15 protein-coding genes are annotated in these 16,883 nt (G+C 64.7%); 11 read left to right on the top strand and 4 right to left on the bottom strand.

Annotated features, from left to right (window positions below; genetic code table 11):
• Window positions 1–58 precede the first annotated feature (58 nt).
• From NR187_RS04780 to NR187_RS04795, 4 genes are all read left to right on the top strand, one after another.
• Window positions 59–760, top strand: coding sequence for a GntR family transcriptional regulator (locus NR187_RS04780; protein ID WP_256805868.1), 702 nt, complete (start codon window positions 59–61; stop codon window positions 758–760).
• Between the two features lie 326 nt (window positions 761–1,086).
• Window positions 1,087–1,629: a thiamine pyrophosphate-binding protein gene (locus NR187_RS04785; protein ID WP_256805869.1), complete on the top strand. Its 543-nt coding sequence runs from the start codon at window positions 1,087–1,089 to the stop codon at window positions 1,627–1,629.
• A gap of 5 nt (window positions 1,630–1,634) precedes the next feature.
• Window positions 1,635–2,225, top strand: coding sequence for a thiamine pyrophosphate-dependent enzyme (locus tag NR187_RS04790; RefSeq protein ID WP_256805870.1), 591 nt, complete (start codon window positions 1,635–1,637; stop codon window positions 2,223–2,225).
• Between the two features lie 57 nt (window positions 2,226–2,282).
• Window positions 2,283–3,062: an SDR family NAD(P)-dependent oxidoreductase gene (locus NR187_RS04795; RefSeq protein WP_256805871.1), complete on the top strand. Its 780-nt coding sequence runs from the start codon at window positions 2,283–2,285 to the stop codon at window positions 3,060–3,062.
• 7 nt (window positions 3,063–3,069) lie between these two features.
• Here NR187_RS04795 and NR187_RS04800 read toward each other — a convergent pair whose 3' ends face one another.
• The 4 genes from NR187_RS04800 to NR187_RS04815 form a co-directional block, all read right to left on the bottom strand.
• The gene (locus NR187_RS04800) at window positions 3,070–3,864 is read right to left on the bottom strand and encodes an IclR family transcriptional regulator (RefSeq protein WP_256805872.1); all 795 of its coding nucleotides are present in this window, start codon (window positions 3,862–3,864) and stop codon (window positions 3,070–3,072) included.
• Window positions 3,865–3,881: 17 nt separating this feature from the next.
• On the bottom strand, window positions 3,882–5,615 hold the full coding sequence (locus NR187_RS04805) for an FAD-dependent oxidoreductase (RefSeq protein ID WP_256805873.1): 1,734 nt from the start codon (window positions 5,613–5,615) through the stop codon (window positions 3,882–3,884).
• An 8-nt stretch (window positions 5,616–5,623) separates the two neighbouring features.
• Window positions 5,624–6,838, bottom strand: coding sequence for an ABC transporter substrate-binding protein (locus tag NR187_RS04810; RefSeq protein ID WP_211384268.1), 1,215 nt, complete (start codon window positions 6,836–6,838; stop codon window positions 5,624–5,626).
• Window positions 6,839–7,098: 260 nt separating this feature from the next.
• Window positions 7,099–8,640, bottom strand: coding sequence for a hypothetical protein (locus tag NR187_RS04815; RefSeq protein WP_256805874.1), 1,542 nt, complete (start codon window positions 8,638–8,640; stop codon window positions 7,099–7,101).
• A 195-nt stretch (window positions 8,641–8,835) separates the two neighbouring features.
• On the opposite strand from NR187_RS04815, the gene NR187_RS04820 reads away from it, so the two are divergent.
• The 7 genes from NR187_RS04820 to NR187_RS04850 all read left to right on the top strand — a co-directional run bounded on the left by NR187_RS04820 (window position 8,836) and on the right by NR187_RS04850 (window position 16,876).
• Window positions 8,836–10,185 (top strand): PotD/PotF family extracellular solute-binding protein, encoded by a 1,350-nt coding sequence (locus NR187_RS04820; RefSeq protein ID WP_211384270.1) that lies wholly within the window; start codon window positions 8,836–8,838, stop codon window positions 10,183–10,185.
• Between the two features lie 84 nt (window positions 10,186–10,269).
• On the top strand, window positions 10,270–11,148 hold the full coding sequence (locus NR187_RS04825; RefSeq protein WP_256805875.1) for an ABC transporter permease: 879 nt from the start codon (window positions 10,270–10,272) through the stop codon (window positions 11,146–11,148).
• A complete protein-coding gene (locus NR187_RS04830; protein WP_256805876.1) occupies window positions 11,145–12,050 on the top strand; it encodes an ABC transporter permease in 906 nt (301 codons plus the stop codon). Before NR187_RS04825 ends, NR187_RS04830 begins: the two co-directional genes overlap by 4 nt.
• Window positions 12,051–12,057: 7 nt before the next feature.
• Window positions 12,058–13,164: an ABC transporter ATP-binding protein gene (locus NR187_RS04835; RefSeq protein ID WP_256805877.1), complete on the top strand. Its 1,107-nt coding sequence runs from the start codon at window positions 12,058–12,060 to the stop codon at window positions 13,162–13,164.
• Window positions 13,165–13,185: 21 nt separating this feature from the next.
• Window positions 13,186–13,677 carry a (2Fe-2S)-binding protein gene (locus tag NR187_RS04840; protein ID WP_256805878.1) on the top strand — a complete coding sequence of 164 codons (492 nt, stop codon included), beginning with the start codon at window positions 13,186–13,188 and terminating at the stop codon, window positions 13,675–13,677.
• Between the two features lie 2 nt (window positions 13,678–13,679).
• Window positions 13,680–16,067, top strand: a complete 2,388-nt coding sequence (locus tag NR187_RS04845) for a xanthine dehydrogenase family protein molybdopterin-binding subunit (protein ID WP_211384277.1) — start codon at window positions 13,680–13,682, stop codon at window positions 16,065–16,067.
• An 11-nt stretch (window positions 16,068–16,078) separates the two neighbouring features.
• On the top strand, window positions 16,079–16,876 hold the full coding sequence (locus NR187_RS04850; protein WP_211384278.1) for a xanthine dehydrogenase family protein subunit M: 798 nt from the start codon (window positions 16,079–16,081) through the stop codon (window positions 16,874–16,876).
• The last annotated feature ends 7 nt before the right edge of the window (window positions 16,877–16,883 follow it).

Below are 16,883 nucleotides of genomic sequence, written 5' to 3' on the forward strand. Positions count from 1 at the left end.
CCATCGTCTGAGGCGCCCCGGTATATTGAACTGTGTTCGGGCATAAATGCAGATTGTGATGAGCAACGTGGAACTGGCTTCCGACAGTATCGTCGATCGCGTCTATGAACAGCTCAAGGCGATGGCCGTGAGCTATGAGTTCAAGCCGGGCGAGCGGCTCAACGAGGGCGAGCTCGCCAAGCGTCTCGGCGTCAGCCGCACGCCGCTGCGCGAGGCGCTCAACCGCCTCAACACCGAAGGGTTTCTGCGCTTCACGCCGGGCAAGGGCTTTTTCTGCCGCGAGCTCGACGCGCACGAGATCTTCGATCTCTACGAGCTGCGCAAATCGATCGAGGTCGCCTCGATCCGCCTCGCCATCAGGCGCGCCAAGGACGAGGACATCGACGCGCTGCTGAAATTCCTCGAGGCCACCGGTCCCGATCCCGGTGAGCGCTCCTCGGTCGAATTGGTCGAGTTAGACGAGACCTTTCACGAGCGGCTGATGGGCATGTCGAACAATGCCGAGATGCTGCGCGTCCTGCGCAACGTCAACGCCCGCATCCGCTTCGTGCGCTGGATCGACATGGACAGCATCAACCGGTCCAACACGCAAGCCGAGCACCGCGCCGTCGTCGAAGGGCTGAAGGCACGCGACGAAGAGGTCTGCGTATCGGTGCTGGAGAAGCACATCGACCGCCGCCTCGATCGCATCACGTCCGCGATCAAGGAAGGCTACGCGCAGATTTATATGCCGACGACGGCGCGGTCTGCGGCCAACTAGTCTGCGTACCGCAGTGACGGTGCTCTCCCTTTTCCCCTTGTGGGAGAATGTGGCGCGAAGCGCCGGATGAGGGGTATCTCTCCGCGCATGCCGATGCGCGTGAGCGCGTAGAGGCAACCCCTCACCCGAGCGAGGCCGTGTCGACTTGCGGGGATGCCCTCTCCCACAAGGGGAGAGGGCGCAGCAATGCGCATCGCGCCTCCGGTCCCGCAGGCGCACCAGCGCACGCAGCTATACAATCCTTCAATATCTGATCGTGCCAGACGGTCAGAGCCTTCGCACGCGAACGTCGCTAGCGTGCTGCTCGAAATTCATGGAGACCCACGGTGCACAGCCCTCAACCCAATCTCGACACGCGCACAAGCGACGACTGGCCGGAAGAGCTCTATCGCATCCTGAAAGCCGCCGACGTCAGGCAGATATCCTATGTCCCAGATGCCGGCCATAGCCAGCTGATCCGGCTGTTCTCCGCCGATCCTGACGTCACCACCAACGTGCTGACGACCGAGGAGGAGGGCGTCGCGATTGCCGCCGGCGCCTGGCTCGGCGGCCAGCGCAGCGTGCTGCTGATGCAGTCGAGCGGAGTCGGCAATTGCATCAACATGCTGTCGCTGTCGGCGATCGGCCGCTTTCCGCTGCTGATGCTGGTGACGATGCGCGGCGAATGGGCCGAGTTCAATCCCTGGCAGGTGCCGATGAGCCGGGCCACGCAGCCGTCGCTGGAGGCGATCGGGCTGAAGGTGATGCGGGCGGAGACGGCGGAGGATCTGGTCGAGACGGTCGAATCGGCGGCTGCGCTCGCGTACGATTCCGATCAGCAGATCGCGGTCCTGATCGGGCAACGCCTGATCGGCAAGAAGAAGTGGTGATATCGATGTCCGTACCCTCTCAGCTTGATCGTCGCGTTGCCGTCGCGGCTCTTCTCGAGAACCGCAAGGACACGCTGGTCGTTTCCGGCCTCGGCTCGCCCACTTACGACCTTCATTCTGTCGGCGACCACGACGGCAATTTCTATCTCTGGGGCGCCATGGGCGGCGCCGCGCTGATCGGCTTTGGCCTTGCTCAGGCGCAGCCGGGAAAGCGCGTGATGGCCCTCACCGGCGACGGCGAGCAACTGATGGGCCTCGGCGGCATTGCCACCATCGGCGTCGCGCGCCCGCGCAATCTCGACGTCGTCGTGATCGACAACCAGCATTTTGGCGAGACCGGGATGCAGGCGAGCCACACCGGCCGCGGCGTCGATCTCACGGCGATCGCCGCAGCATGCGGATTTGCCGCGACGAGGACCGTGCGGACGCTGGCGGAGGTGCAACGCCTCGCGTCGCAAATCGCTGAGCCGGCCGATGGCCCGCGGCTTTTCGTCATCAAGGTTCTGGCGGAAAATCCGCCGCGTTCGCTGCCGTCTCGCGATGCCGTCTTTATCAAGAACCGGTTCCGTGCTCATCTCGGATTTGCGGCGGCTTGAGCTGAGGCCCTTGCCCGGAATAGGTTTGCCGCAAGCAGCTATTCTGGAGTGAGCCCCATGAAATTATCCGGCAAGGTCGCCGCCATCACCGGCGCGGCGCGCGGCATCGGCAAGGCCTGCGCAAAACGATTCCTCGACGACGGCGTCAAGGTCGTCATATCGGATGTCGATGCCGAGGGCCTCGCTGCGACGGCCGTCGAGCTCGGGCATCCGGACGCCTTGCGCACCGTCGTTGGCAATGTCGCCAAGCGCACTGACGTGGATCAGCTCGTCGCAGCCGCCGTGAAGGAGTTCGGCCGGCTCGACATCATGGTCAACAATGCCGGCGTCGCCCGCAACCGGGATATCCTGGAGATTTCCGAGGAGGAATTCGACGAAATCATCGGCATCAATCTGAAGGGCGCGTTCTTCGGCGTGCAGGCGGCGGCCAGGCAGATGATCGCGCAGGGCGGCGGCGGGGTCATCATCAACATGTCCTCGGTCAACGCGCTGCTGGCGATCCCGGCGCTTGCGACCTACGCGATGTCCAAGGGCGGCATGAAGCAGCTCACCTCGGTCGCTGCCGTCGCGCTGGCCCCGCACAATATCCGCGTCGTCGCGGTCGGGCCGGGCACGATCCTGACCGACATGGTGGCCTCGTCCATCTACACCTCGGAGGATGCCCGCAAGACCGTGATGTCGCGCACGCCGGCCGGCCGCGGCGGCGAGCCGAGCGAGGTGGCGTCCGTGGTCGCGTTCCTCGCCAGCGACGATGCGTCCTACATCACGGGGCAGACCATCTATCCCGATGGCGGCAGGCTGATCCTGAACTACACGGTGCCGGTGAAGGAGAGGTAGGGCCGGTTCACTCCGCGGCGATCGTCATCCCGTAGCCCAGTCGCTTCGAGATGCCGCCGGCGCAGTCGCGCAGCGCATTTGCGATCGGGCTATCCCAGCGGGCGTCAAAGGTGCCTTCCGGCCCCATCGCGGTGATGACCAGCGCGACATGGCCGGAATGATCGAACACCGGTGCGGAGAACGCATTGACCCCGGGCAGGGGATCGCCGAGCGCACGGGCGAGGCCGTGCTTGCGGACTTCAGCGAGCATCTCGGCGACCTTCGCGCCTCTTACAGCGCGCTTCGGATTGTAGCCGACGCCGTGACGATCGAGTCCGCTCTCCAGCGCGGCGTTGATCGTCTTCTCGGGCAGAAAGGCCGCAAAGGCGCGGCCCGTGGCCGTCTCCAGCAGCGCCATCACCGAACCGGCGCGCATCACGACGTGCACGGGCTGGCCGGGTTCTTCGAGCTGCACCACGGTCGGGCCGTGCGTCCCCCAGACCGCAAGCGAGACCGCGTGCCCGATCTGGCTTGCGAGGCCGGCGATCTTCGGTCCGGCGATACGCACGCCGGAGAGACGGCGCAGGCTGATCAGGCCGAGCTCCAGCGCCAGCGCGCCGATCTCGTAGCGGCCGGTGGTCTCGTCCTGCTCGATCAGGCCGATGCGGGAGAAGCTGGCGAGATAAGGATGCGCCTTGGCCGGCGTCATGCCCGCCTCGCGGGCGAGATCGCGCAGCATCATCGGTTCGCCGCATCTGGCGAGCGCGCGGAGCAATTCTCCACCGACCTCGATCGACTGGATACCGCGGCTTTCTCTCTTCATGCGCCTCCTGGCGTGGCCTATGCCGCGTCGCGCCTGGCGGCGCGGTCGGCGAGATGACGGCCGGCAATGTAGCCGAAGGTCAGCGCCGGCCCAAGCGTGATGCCGGCGCCGGGATAATTGCCGCCCATGATGCTGGCCATGTCGTTGCCGGCGGCATAGAGCCCGGGAATCACCCGGCCCTCGGAGTCCAGCGCCCGCGCATTCTCGTCAGTGACGATGCCGGCATAGGTGCCGAGATCGCCGACCACCATCTTGATGGCGTAGAACGGGCCGTTTTGGATCGGCGCGACGCAGGGATTCGGGCCGTGCAGCGCGTCGCCCTGGTAGCGATTATAGGCCTTGGTGCCCTTGCCGAAGGCGGCATCGTGGCCCTGCGGCGCGGTCGCATTGAACTGCTTGACGGTCTCGGTGAACGCGTTGGCATCGATGCCGGCCTTCGCCGCCAGTGCCTCCAGCGTATCGCCGCGCATGAGATAGCCGGTATTCAGATGGTGGCCGAGCGGCATGGGGAAGGGCGGCACGCAGCCGAGGCCGTATTTGCGCAACGTCGGATGATCGCAGACGAGATAGGCGGCGATCTCTTCGCCGGGCTTGGCGGCTTTGACCATGGCCTGGACGAAATCGTGATAGGAATTGCCTTCATTGGCAAAGCGCTTGCCGTCACGCATCACCGCGATCACGCCAGGCTTGGCGCGGTCGATGAAATGCGGCATCACGCCCATTGAACCGTCCTTGCGCGTGGTCAGCGACACCGGCACCCAGGCGGCCGCGTTCGGCAAGCGATCCTCGACGTGACCACCGACGGACTCCGCAAGGCGCAAGCCGTCGCCGGTATTGCCGGTCGGTCCGGGCGAAAAATGCTCGTTGCCGGTCGGCGCGTGCGGAAACATTTTCTTGCGGCGTTCGACGTCATGGGGGAAGCCGCCGCAGGCGAGCACGACGCCTTGTCTTGCATGAATGCGGACGTCGCGTCCCTCGCGCGAAACGATCGCGCCGGTGACGGTGCCGTTTTCAACCGTCAGCTCGCGCACCGGCGAGGACAGCCACATCGGAATCTTCAGATCCTGCGCGGATTTCGCGAGGCGGCCCGCCAGCGCATTGCCGTTGGTCAACGTCATGCCGCGGCCGTAGCGCAGCACGTCCATCAGATGACGCGACAGGCGCTTTGCGACATATACGGCGGACGCCAGCGACTTCGTCACGCGCATGAAATGGATGATCTCCTTGCCGGAGCCCAGCATCATGCCGAACACGGTGAGTTCGGGTAGCGGCATGCCGAGCGTCTTGATCTGCTCACCCAGCTCGCGGCCGTCGAACGGGCGCGTCACCATCGAGCGGCCGCCCTGCGCGCCGCCGGGCGCTTCGGCATGATAGTCCGGAAATACCAGCGGCATGTCGAAGCGGAGCGCGGTCTGGCTGGTGAAGAAATCGACCGCCTCGGGGCCGGCGCTGAGGAATGCGTCGACGCGCGCGGCGTCGAAATTGTTGCCGGCTTCGTGCCGCAAGTAAGTGTGGGCCTGGTCCCGCGTCTCCGCGATGCCATAGGCCTTCGCCAGCGATGTGCCGGGAATCCAGAGCCAGCCGCCTGAGCGCGCTGTGGTGCCGCCGAAGCGCGGCTCTTTCTCGACGATCAGCACGTCGAGGCCGCGATGGCGTGCGGTGATCGCGGCCGACATGCCGGAGGCGCCCGATCCGGCCACGAGCACATCGCACTCGTAAGTCTCAATTGCGTTGTGCGCGTTGCTGGTCATGTCTCACCTCACTTCTTCAGCAGCGGACATTTGGATTCGGAGACCGGACGGAAGGCGTCCTCGCCCTTCACCGTCTTGATGATCTCTAGGTAGTCCCAGGGTTCCCTGGACTGCTCGGGCGACTTCACCTTGGCGAGATACATGTCGCGGATGACGCGGCCGTCCTCGCGCAACTTGCCGCCATGGACGAATGTATCCTCGATCGGCAATTCGCGCATCTTGGCCATTACCTTGGCGGCATCGTCGGTGCCGGCCGCCTTGATACCTTTCAGGTAATGCAGCACCGAGCCGTAGACGCCGGTGTGGATCATGGTCGGCATCACCTTGGTGCGCTCGTAGAATTTCTTGGACCAGGCCCGGGTCGCCTCGTCCATGTTCCAGTACGACGCCGTGGTCATGTAGGTGCCCTGCGCGGCCTTCAGGCCGACCGCGTGGACGTCGGTGTCGAACATCAGGAGGCCGACGAGCTTCTGGCCGCCCTGCACGAGGCCGAATTCGCCGGACTGCTTGATCGCATTGTCGGTGTCCTGGCCGGCATTGGCGAAGGCGACGACGTCGGCTTTCGAGCTCTGCGCCTGGAGTGCAAAAGAGGAAAAGTCCGCCGTGTTGGTCGGATGCTTGACGCCGCCGAGCACTTTGCCGCCCATTTCGTTGATGAAGCGCGTCGCGTCCTTCTCGAGCTGCTGGCCGAAGGCGTAATCCGCGGTGATGAAATACCAGGATTTGCCGCCTTCCTTGATCACGGCGGAGGCCGTCACCTTCGACAGTGCGTAGGTGTCGTAGGTGAAGTGCACGGTGTTCGGGCTGCACAGCTCGTCGGTCAGCGAGCTCGCGCCGGGGCCGGAGAGCAGTGCGATCTTGCCCCGCTCGCGCACCATATTGTGGACCGCGATGGCGATGCCGGAATTGGGAATGTCGACCACGGCGTCGACCTTGCCGTTGTCGAACCAGCCGCGCACGATCTGCACGCCGACGTCGGTTTTCATCTGGTGGTCGGCGCTGATGATCTCGATCGGCTTGCCGAGCACGGTCGGCCCGAACTCCTCCACCGCCATTTTTGCGGCTTCGACGGAGCCCGGCCCGCTGTTGTCGCGGCCCCAGCTCGACAGGTCGGTCAACACGCCGATCCGCACCGCGTCGTCGGAGACTTGCGCGGTCGCAGTCGTTGTCATCGCAGCCGAACTCATGGCCGCGAACATGGCCCAGGCGAGATGCCCTCTCATCGTCGTTCCCTCTCTTTTTACGGGCCGCTTGGCGCGGCCGGCTATTCTCGCGATAATTAGATATTAACAAATAGGTTTGTCAATGACGAATTTGATGGGATGGTTGGGTTCCGGGCCGTTGGCTCGCCATGACGACGTCCCAAACCGTCGTCATGGCGAGCCAACTGGTCCGCGCGAAGCGCGGCCCGATGACAGGCTTCGCGAAGCAATCCAGAATCTCCCCGCGAATGACGCGCGAATTGCTCGGGTCGCGAGCGTGGTCATCGGCACGCGGGGTTCGCGGCGCCTGGGACGACGAGGAACGTGATGGTCTCGGGCGCGAGGCGAACTGCACCGGCAGCCGTCGCTCGCCCGGCGAGGTGCGGCAGCTCATCACCGTCGGTCAGCGCGAGTGTCGTGCCGTTCAGTTGCACTGTCGCGCCTTGCTGCCTCTCTGCCTGCAAGCTATAGCGCTCGGCGGAACGCGGCAGCACGATCGCGCGCGAGGTGCGGTGTGAGATGTTGATCGCGAGCATGGTCACGGCGCCGGGCCTCGATGGATGACAGTGGGCGTAGACGTGCAGGTCGGGCACTGCCGCCGCGCTTGCATCGAGCACTGTCGCTCCCATCAGCCGATGCCAGAGCAGCGCGCCCCAGTAATTCGGACGTGGACGGAACGTCGTCTCGTCGAGCAGGCCGTAATCGCTCGCCGCCAGCGTGTTGTGCATCACCACCTGAACCCCGGCTCGTGCCAGGCGTCCGAGCTGGTCGAGATAGCGGAAGGTGTCGAGAAACGTCCTGTCCCAGCGATTGCCGCCGCAAGCGGCATCGGCGGTTTCCGTCAGCCAGATCGGTTTGCCCGGCGCGAATTCATCGCGCAGGCCGCGGTAGATCGACAGCGTCACATCGGTTCGGGCCAGCCATTCTTCGGACAACGCGCGTGCCGGCGCGTCCCGGCCGCCGCAGCGTGGCGAGATCGTGTTGTAGTGATGATAGGAGAAGCGATCGATGTCGGCTCCGGATTTCGCGAGCAGGTCGTGCGTGCGAATACCGGATGCGGAAGGGGATGCGGAATCGCCGACGGAGCCCGGGCCGACGATCAGCGTCTCCGGCGCCGCGCGCCGTATCCAGTCGCGAAAGACGTCGAAATCGCGGACATAGGCTTTCGCGTCATATCCCCGCGGCGCTCCGCTCGTCGCCGCGAGCGTCGGCTCGTTCATGAACTCGGCGGCGGCGATGTGGTGGCCCAGCGATCGCGTGTCATCGACCAGACGCCGCGCCTGGTCCGGACTCCACACGCCATCGGCACCGCGGCTGCCGGGACTGATCGCGAAGGAGGTGACGATCTCCGCATCAGTCGCACGCGCAAAGTCGACGACGCCGCGCCACTGTGCACGGCTCAGCACCGTGTCAAACCCCGGCGGCGGCGCGGCTGGTGCCTGTTCGCTGCGGGCAAAGAACGTCGCATTGGCCCAGGTGCCGCTTACGCGCAGATAGGCCGGCGACAAGGCGGCAGCGAGCTTGCGCAGTCGCGCATTGGCAAGATCGATCGGCGGCCGGTCGCTGTAACGATTTCGCTGATCGATCGTGTGCATCGTTTGCGGATAGGGCTTCCAGAACCGTCCGCCGGTCACCTCCACCATCTCGATGTTGTAGGATTGAAAGCGCGGATCGATCGTGCCGATAAATTTCAGTTCCGCTGGCGCGATGGACACATCTCCGGCGCGCGCCGCGCACAACGTTGAGGCAATCAGCAGCGCGATTGTCGTCAGAGCCGCCGCTGGGACGAGCCCGCACGACCGAGGCCACCGGCTTGCATGCATGTCCTGACGCCTTCTTATGCGCGCTGCTAAAAGCCGATGCAGCGGGGCGAACCATTAGCCGCGTTTATACCGCGAATTTTTACTTCCAATTTTACTTCGCGACATCCGGCCCATAGCCTCGCCCGCAACTGATCACATCCGCAGCCGGTCAATGACGATCGGAGCGAGCGCTTATTGTAACCAACGAGGGTTGCCATGCTTGACAGGGACAAGGGGACATCCACTGCCAATCCGGCGGGGACGAGCGACAAGTCTGCGAAAAAGCTGAGCCGGCGCACGCTGTTGAAGGGCGCGGCAGCAATTGCCGGCGCAGCCGCAGGCTCGGACGCGATCCGCGGCTTCCCGACCATCTGGGCGCAGGAGATCAAGGATATCGAGCTGCGCCATGTCGGCGTGTCCTATTCGGTGGTGAAGGCGATCGGCGACCAGGCCGCCAAGGATCTCGGTTTCAAGGTGACGATGCAGAACCTCGACACCTCCGCCGCCATCAACCGTTTCATAAGCCAGCCTAATACGGTCGATATCGCCGACCTCGAGGGCTGGCAGGCCAAGCTCGCCGCCAAGCGCAGCGTGATCCAGGGCATCGAGGTCAAGAAGATCAAGGAGTTCGACAACATCCTGCCGATCTTCACCAAGGGCGAGATCGACGGCCACAAGATCCCGCGCCAGGGCATCTCGCCCTACGAGGCGATGTACATCTCCAAGCCCGACTCGACCGACCTGCATGACGGCGTCACCGAATGGGCGACGTTCCTGCCGCAGGTCTACAACGCGGACTCTATCGGCTATCGCCCGGATCTCGTCGGCCATGAAGTGACCGAGTGGAAGGACCTGATCGACCCGAAGTTCAAGGGCAAGGCGGCGATCCTCGACGTGCCCGCGATCGGCATCATGGACGCCGCGCTCTGCTTCGAAAGTGCCGGGCTGATCAAGTACGGCAACAAGGGCAACATGACCAAGGAGGAGATCGACTTCACCTGCAACAAGCTGATCGAGCTGAAGAAGCAGGGCCAGTTCCGCGCGACCTGGACCACCTTCGACCAGTCGGTGCAGCTGATGGCGGCGGGGGAAGTGGTCATCCAGTCGATGTGGTCGCCGGCGGTCGCTGCCGTCCGCGTCAAGGAAATCCCTTGCGTCTACGCGCCGGTCAACGTCAAGAACGGCAAGGAAGGCTATCGCGGTTGGTGCAACGGCATGGGCCTGATGAAGCACCTCTCCGGCAAGAAGCTGGATGCCGCCTACGAATATCTCAACTGGTATCTGTCGGGCTGGCAAGGCGGCTTCGTCGCGCGCTACGGCTATTACAGCCCGGTGCCGTCGACCGCGAAGAAATTCCTCACCCCGGCCGAGTGGGCGTTCTGGTACGAGGGCCAGCCGGCGCCGGAGGTGGTCAACGATCCCTATGGCGTTGCGATGGAGAAGGCCGGCACCAAGCGTGACGGCGGTTCGTTCCTCGACCGCGTCAAGAACATCTCGTGCTGGAACACGCTGATGGACGAAGCCGCCTACATGAACAAGCGCTGGAACGACTTCAAGGTGGCGTAAATCCTGCTTTCCCTGGCCCGACACGAGCGCCGGCGCGGCGACGCTCCGGCAGAGAGACCGAACTGAAGCGTGGCTTTTGCCGACATGCAGCCAAGTCCAAACCCATCACGCGCCAATCTCGCCGGCTGGCTCTACGTGTCGCCGCTGGTCCTGGTGCTCGTGCCGTTCTTCGTGGCGCCGATCCTCGTCGTGCTGGCCGCAAGCTTCTTTGCGACGGACGGCTTTGGCGGGCTGACGCCGGGTTTCACGCTCGCAAGCTATGTGGAAGTGCTGCATTCGGCGCTGACGCTGAAGCTCTATCTGGCGACCATCAAGTTCACGGTGCTGACCTGGATCTTCACCCTCGTCATCGGATTCTTCGTCGCCTACTTCCTGGTGTTCCACGTCCGCAATCAGCTGCTCGCGATCGGCCTGTTCCTTTTGTGTACGGTGCCGTTCTGGACCTCGAACATCATCCGGATGATTTCCTGGATTCCGCTGCTCGGCAAGGAAGGCCTGATCAACCAGGCGCTGCTGGCGCTCGGGGTGATCCGTCAGCCGCTTGAGGTGCTGCTGTTCTCCGACCTCGCGGTCGTCATCGCCTATGTCCACCAGCTCACGATCTTCATGATCGTGCCGATCTTCAACTCCATGGCGCGGATCGACAAGAAGCTGATCGAGGCCGCAATCGACGCCGGCGCGAGCCGTTTCGACATCATGCGCCTGATCGTGGTGCCGATGTCCAAGAGCGGCATCGCGCTCGGCACCATCTTCGTGGTGTCGATCGTGATGGGCGATTTCTTCGTCGTCAAGGTCATGTCCGGCGGCGGCTCGGCCTCGGTGGTCAGCGCCTTCTACGAGGACGTCGGCGTGCTGCAATATCCGACCGCGGCGGCGAGCGCCGTGCTGCTGACGCTGGTGCTGGTCGCGATCGTCTCGCTGATCCTCCGCACTGTCGACATCAGGCAGGAGATCACGCGGTGAGCGCCATTCTTGCCGATATGCCCAAGACCGACGCGTCAAAGACGGGCGCGCCCGCGACGACCAGGGCGATCGCACCGAGCAAGGGCGGCCGTCCCTGGACGTTCTACGTCCTGGCGACGCTGTTCGCGTTCTATGTGATCGCGCTCTATGGCCCGATGTTCTGCATCTACGTCCTGTCGTTCCAGGATATCCGCGGCGGGCTCGTGTTTCCGATGAAGGGTCACTCGCTGCACTGGTTCGTCGATCTCTTCACCCAGGTGCGGACCGGAGACGTCAAGGGCTCGTTCGACCGCTCGATCAAGCTCGCGGTCATCGTCACCGTCATCACGGTGGTGGTCTCGTTCCTCGCCGGGCTCGGCTTCCGCAAGCGTTTTCGCGGCGATACCGTCGTCTTCTACATGATGATCGGCAGCCTGGTCGCACCGGGCCTCGTGCTCGGCCTCGGCACCGGCCTTCTGTTCCAGGCGCTCGGGCTGAATGCGAGCTGGTACACCTCGGCGCTCGGCGCGCAGCTGTCCTGGACGCTGCCGTTCGGCGTGCTGGTGATGTTCGCGGTGATGTCGCGCTTCAACCACGTCTGGGAGGAGGCGGCCTACGACCTCGGCGCCAGCCGCTGGCAGTCGATCCGCCTGGTGATGATCCCCGTGCTGGCGCCCGGCCTCGTCGCGGTCGCACTGTTCGGATTCACGCTCTCTTACGACGAGTTCGCGCGCAGCCTCCAGACCGCGGGCTCGCTGAACACGCTGCCGCTGGAGATCTGGAGCATGACGCTGAACGTCACCTCGCCCTCGCTCTACGCGCTCGGCACCGTGACGACCATCGTCTCCTTCATCGTCATCGGCGCGAGCCTGGGCAGCATCGTGCTGATCCAGAAAAAGCGCGGCAGCAGCGCAAAGGGTTGAGTTGGGAATGAAGAGCGATCGAGGCGATATCGAACTGGCGGGCGTCTGCAAGAGCTTCGACGGCGCGACCTACGTGGTCGACGGCGTCAATCTCAAGATCGCCGACGGCGCCTATTGCTGCTTCATCGGCCCCTCCGGCTGCGGCAAGACCACGATCTTGCGCATGATCGCCGGCCATGAGGACCCGACTGCCGGCGAGATCGTGATCGGCGGGCAGAACGTCGTCGGGCTCGCGCCGGTGCAGCGCCGTACCGCGATGATGTTCCAGTCCTACGCGCTGTTCCCGCATCTGACCGTACGCGACAATATCGCGTTCGCCTTGCGCGTGCGCGGCATGTCGAAGGCCGATCGCCTGCGCGCGGCCGACGCCATGATCGAGAAGGTGCGGCTGACGCAGTTCGCCGACCGCCTGCCGGCGCAGCTCTCCGGCGGGCAACAGCAGCGCGTGGCGCTGGCGCGCGCCGCGATCACCGAGCCGCGGGTGCTGCTGCTCGACGAGCCGCTGTCCGCGCTCGACGAGCAGCTTCGCGTGCAGATGCGCCAGGAGCTGCGGCGGATGCAGCAGGATCTCGGCATCACCTTCATCCACGTCACCCACACCCAGCTCGAGGCCATCGCGCTCGCCGATCTCGTGGTGGTGATGGAGCAGGGCAGGATCAAGCAGGCCGGAGCGGCGCGTGACGTCTATGCCCATCCGCATGACCGTTACGTCGCCGAGTTCATGGGCGGCCAGAACGTGCTGTCGGGGCTGGTCAAGAAGGTCAACGGTTCGACTTTTACGCTCGCGCAGGTCGCGCCTGATGGCATCGAGGTTCCTCTTCAGGCGCGGTCCACGGTCAGCGTCGGCGACAAGATCGATATCGCCGTGCGACGCGACGACGTCGCGCTGGTCCGGCCGGGCAGGGAGCTGCCGCCGGGCTGCACGACGTCGCTGCCGAGCCGCGTGCTCGCGATCGAGTACCAGGGCTATTTCGTCAAGGTCATGCTCGACACCGTGCCGGACGACGCGTTCGTCGCCTATGTGCCGGAAAAGGTCTTCTTCGCGGATCCGTTCACCGTCGGCGACGTCGTGATGGCCACATGGGCCACCGGCAGCGCGCTTCCACTCGCCTAAAGCCCCGTCGCGCACAGGAGTATGACCGTGCAGATATCCTTTACACTCAACGGACGGCCAACTACTGTCGAAGTCGAGCCGGCAACGCTCGTCGCCGAGCTGCTGCGCGAACAGCTCAGCCTCACCGGCACTCACATCGGCTGCGACACCAGCCAGTGCGGCGCCTGCGTCGTGCATCTCGACGGCCTGCCGGTGAAGAGCTGCACGCTGCTGGCACCTGCGCTCGATGGCGCGACGCTGCTCACTATCGAAGGCCTGCAAGGTGCGCCCGGTTCGAACCGGATGCATCCGATGCAGGAAGCGTTTCGCGAGCATCACGGCCTGCAATGCGGCTTCTGTACGCCCGGCATGCTGATGACAGCGGTGGCGCTCGCGACCGAGAAGCCGGACCTGACCGAGGCTGATGTCCGCCACGGCCTCGAAGGCAACATCTGCCGTTGCACCGGCTATCAGAACATCGTCGTCTCGGTGATGGCAGGCGCTGCCGCCATGAACGCCGCCAAGGGAGAGTGACCATGGGCAACGTGATCGGCATCGGCGCATCACCGAAGCGGAAAGAGGATCAGCGCTTCCTCACCGGCCGCGGCAATTACGTCTCCGACATCAAGCGACCCGGCATGACCGCGGGCGTTTTCGTCCGCTCGCCGCATGGCCACGCGGTGCTGCGCGGCATCGACAGGAGCGCGGCGCTGGCCGCGCCCGGGGTCATTGCCGTCCTGACTGGCGCGGATGCCGCGGCCGACAAGCTGGGCTCGCTGCCCTGTGGCTGGGGCATCTCGGATGCCAAGGGTGTGCCCATGAAGGAGCCGCCGTTTCCGATGCTGGCGCAGGGCAAGGTGCGCTTCGTCGGCGACATGGTGGCCTTTGTCATCGCGGAGACACCGGAGCAGGCGAATGCGGCGGCCGAGCTGCTGAAGATCGACTATGAGGTGCTGCCCTCCGTGGTCGGCGTGCTCGAGGCTTTCAGGCCGGGCGCGCCACAATTGTTCGACGACGTGCCGAACAACATCTGCTGCGACTGGGAGCTCGGCGACAAGGCCGCGGTCGAGTCCGCGTTCCGAAAGGCGGCGCATGTCGCAAAGCTGAGCCTCGTCAACAATCGCCTGATCGGCAACCCGATGGAGCCGCGCGCGGCGATCGCGGAATACGAGCCGGGCACCGACCGCTTCACGTTGTGGACCACCAGCCAGTTCCCGCACGTCGTGCGCTTTCTGATGGGCGCGCTGGTGCTGAACATCCCGCAGCACAAGCTGCGCGTGGTCGCGCCCGATGTCGGCGGCGGCTTCGGCGTCAAGCAGTTCCACTACGGCGAGGAGGCCGTGATCACCTGGGCCGCCAAGCGCGTGATGCGGCCGATCAAATGGGTCGCGAGCCGTTCTGAGGGCTACGTCTCGGATCGCCACGGCCGCGATCACGTCACCGAGGCCGAGCTTGCCCTCGACGAGACCGGGAAGTTCCTGGCCTTCCGCGTCAACACGCTCGCCAATATGGGCGGCTATCTCTCGACCTTCGGGCCGAACATCCCGACCAATCTCTATGGCCCATTGCTCGGCGGCGTCTATACCACGCCGGCGATCTACTGCAACGTGAAGGTGGTGTTCACCAATACCGTTCCGGTCGACGCCTATCGCGGCGCCGGCCGGCCCGAGGCGACCTTCGTGCTGGAGCGCATCGTCGATGTCGCAGCGAGCGAGATGGGCATCGATCGTGTCGAGATCCGTCGCCGCAACATGATCCCGAAGGAAGCCTATCCGTATCAGACGCCGGTGCTGGTGCAGTACGATTCCGGCGATCCCATGGGCTGTCTCGACGGTGCGCTGGTGGCGGCCGACGTCAAGAATTTCGGCGTGCGCAAGTCGGCCTCGGCCAGCAAGGGCAAATTCCGCGGGCTCGGCTACTCGACCTATGTCGAGGCCTGCGGCCTTGCGCCGTCGCGTTTCGCCGGACGGCTGGGGGCGCGCGGCGGCCTCTATGAAAGCGCCACGGTGCGCGTGCATCCGACCGGCCAGGTGACGGTCATGATCGGAACGCACAATCACGGCCAGGGCCACGAGACGACGTTCGCGCAGATCGTCTCGGAAAAGCTCGGTGTCGCCTTCGAGAATGTCGATATCGTGTTCGGCGACACCGACCGCGTGCAGTTCGGCATGGGCACCTACGGTTCGCGTTCGCTGGTGGTCGGGGGCGCGGCGCTGTCGAAGGCGACCGACAAAGTGGTCGCCAAGGGCAAGAAGATCGCGGCTCATCTGCTCGAAGCCGCCGAAGTCGACATCCAGTTCAAGTCCGGAAAATTCTCGGTCGCCGGCACTGACCGCGCCAAGACGTTCGAGGAAATCGCGGGCGCCGCTTACGTGCCGCATGACTATCCGCTCGAAGTGCTGGAGCCGGGGCTGGAGGAGCAGGCCTATTACGACCCCGTCAACTTCACCTATCCCGGCGGCTGCCACATCGCCGAGGTCGAGGTCGATCCGGAGACGGGCACGGTGACGCTCGTGAATTACACCGCCGTGGATGACGTCGGCACGGTGATCAATCCGATGATCGTCGAGGGCCAGCTGCATGGCGGCATCGTGCAGGGCGTCGGCCAGGCGCTGTTCGAGAACGCAGTCTATGACGAGAGCTCAGGCCAACTGCTGTCGGGCTCGCTGATGGACTATTGCATGCCGCGCGCCGATCACATGCCGATGATGAAGGTCGCGACCCATTCGACGCTGTGCACGCACACCCCGATGGGCGTGAAAGGCTGCGGCGAGGTCGGCACGATCGGCTCGCCGGCCGCCGTCATCAACGCGGTGGTCGATGCGCTGTCGCATCTCGGCGTCACCCATGTCGACATGCCGGCGACGCCGAACCGGATCTGGCGGCTGCTGCAGAACGCGTCGCTACCGGTCGCGGCGGAATAGGGAGAGCAACAATGAAACCGTTTGCCTATCACCAGCCGGACCAGATTCCCGACGCTGCTAAACTCCTGACCTCGATCGAGGACAGCAAGCTCGTCGCCGGCGGCATGACGCTGATCCCGACGCTGAAGCAGCGGCTGGCCAACCCGCCTGCCTTGATCGACCTGTCGAAGCTCGGACACCTGAAGGGTATCACCGACGACGGCGACAGCATCACCGTCGGTGCGATGACGCCGCATGCGCAGGTCGCCGCCTCGAAGCTGGTGCAGACGAAAATTCCCGGTCTCGCGGCGCTGGCCTCGATGATCGGCGATCCTGCCGTGCGCAGCCGCGGCACCATTGGCGGCTCGGTCGCCAACAATGATCCGGCCGCGGATTATCCGGCCGGCGTGCTCGGTCTCGGCGCCACCATCGTCACCAGCACGCGCGAGATCGCGGCCGACAGGTTCTTTCTCGGCCTGTTCGAGACCGCGCTCCAACCCGGCGAGATCATCACGGCGATCCGCTTTCCCTTGCCGCTCAAAGCGGGTTACGCAAAATTCAAGGCGCCGGCGTCGCGTTACGCGCTGGTCGGCGTGTTCGTCGCAAAATTCGCCGATGGCGTCCGTGTCGCCGTGACCGGTGCGGGTCCCGGCGTATTCCGCGTGCCGCCGATGGAGATGGCGCTGTCGGAGAACTTTGATCCGTCTGCAATAGCGGCGATCAAGATCGATAATGACGGCCTCACCTCCGACATCCATGCCGAAGCCGACTACCGCGCGCATCTCGTCACGGTCATGGCCAAGCGCGCCGTCGACGCGGCGCTCAGCTAACTCTTTA

This window comes from Bradyrhizobium sp. Bra64, from assembly GCF_024519875.1.
Classification (GTDB): Bacteria; Pseudomonadota; Alphaproteobacteria; order Rhizobiales; family Xanthobacteraceae; genus Bradyrhizobium; species Bradyrhizobium japonicum_G.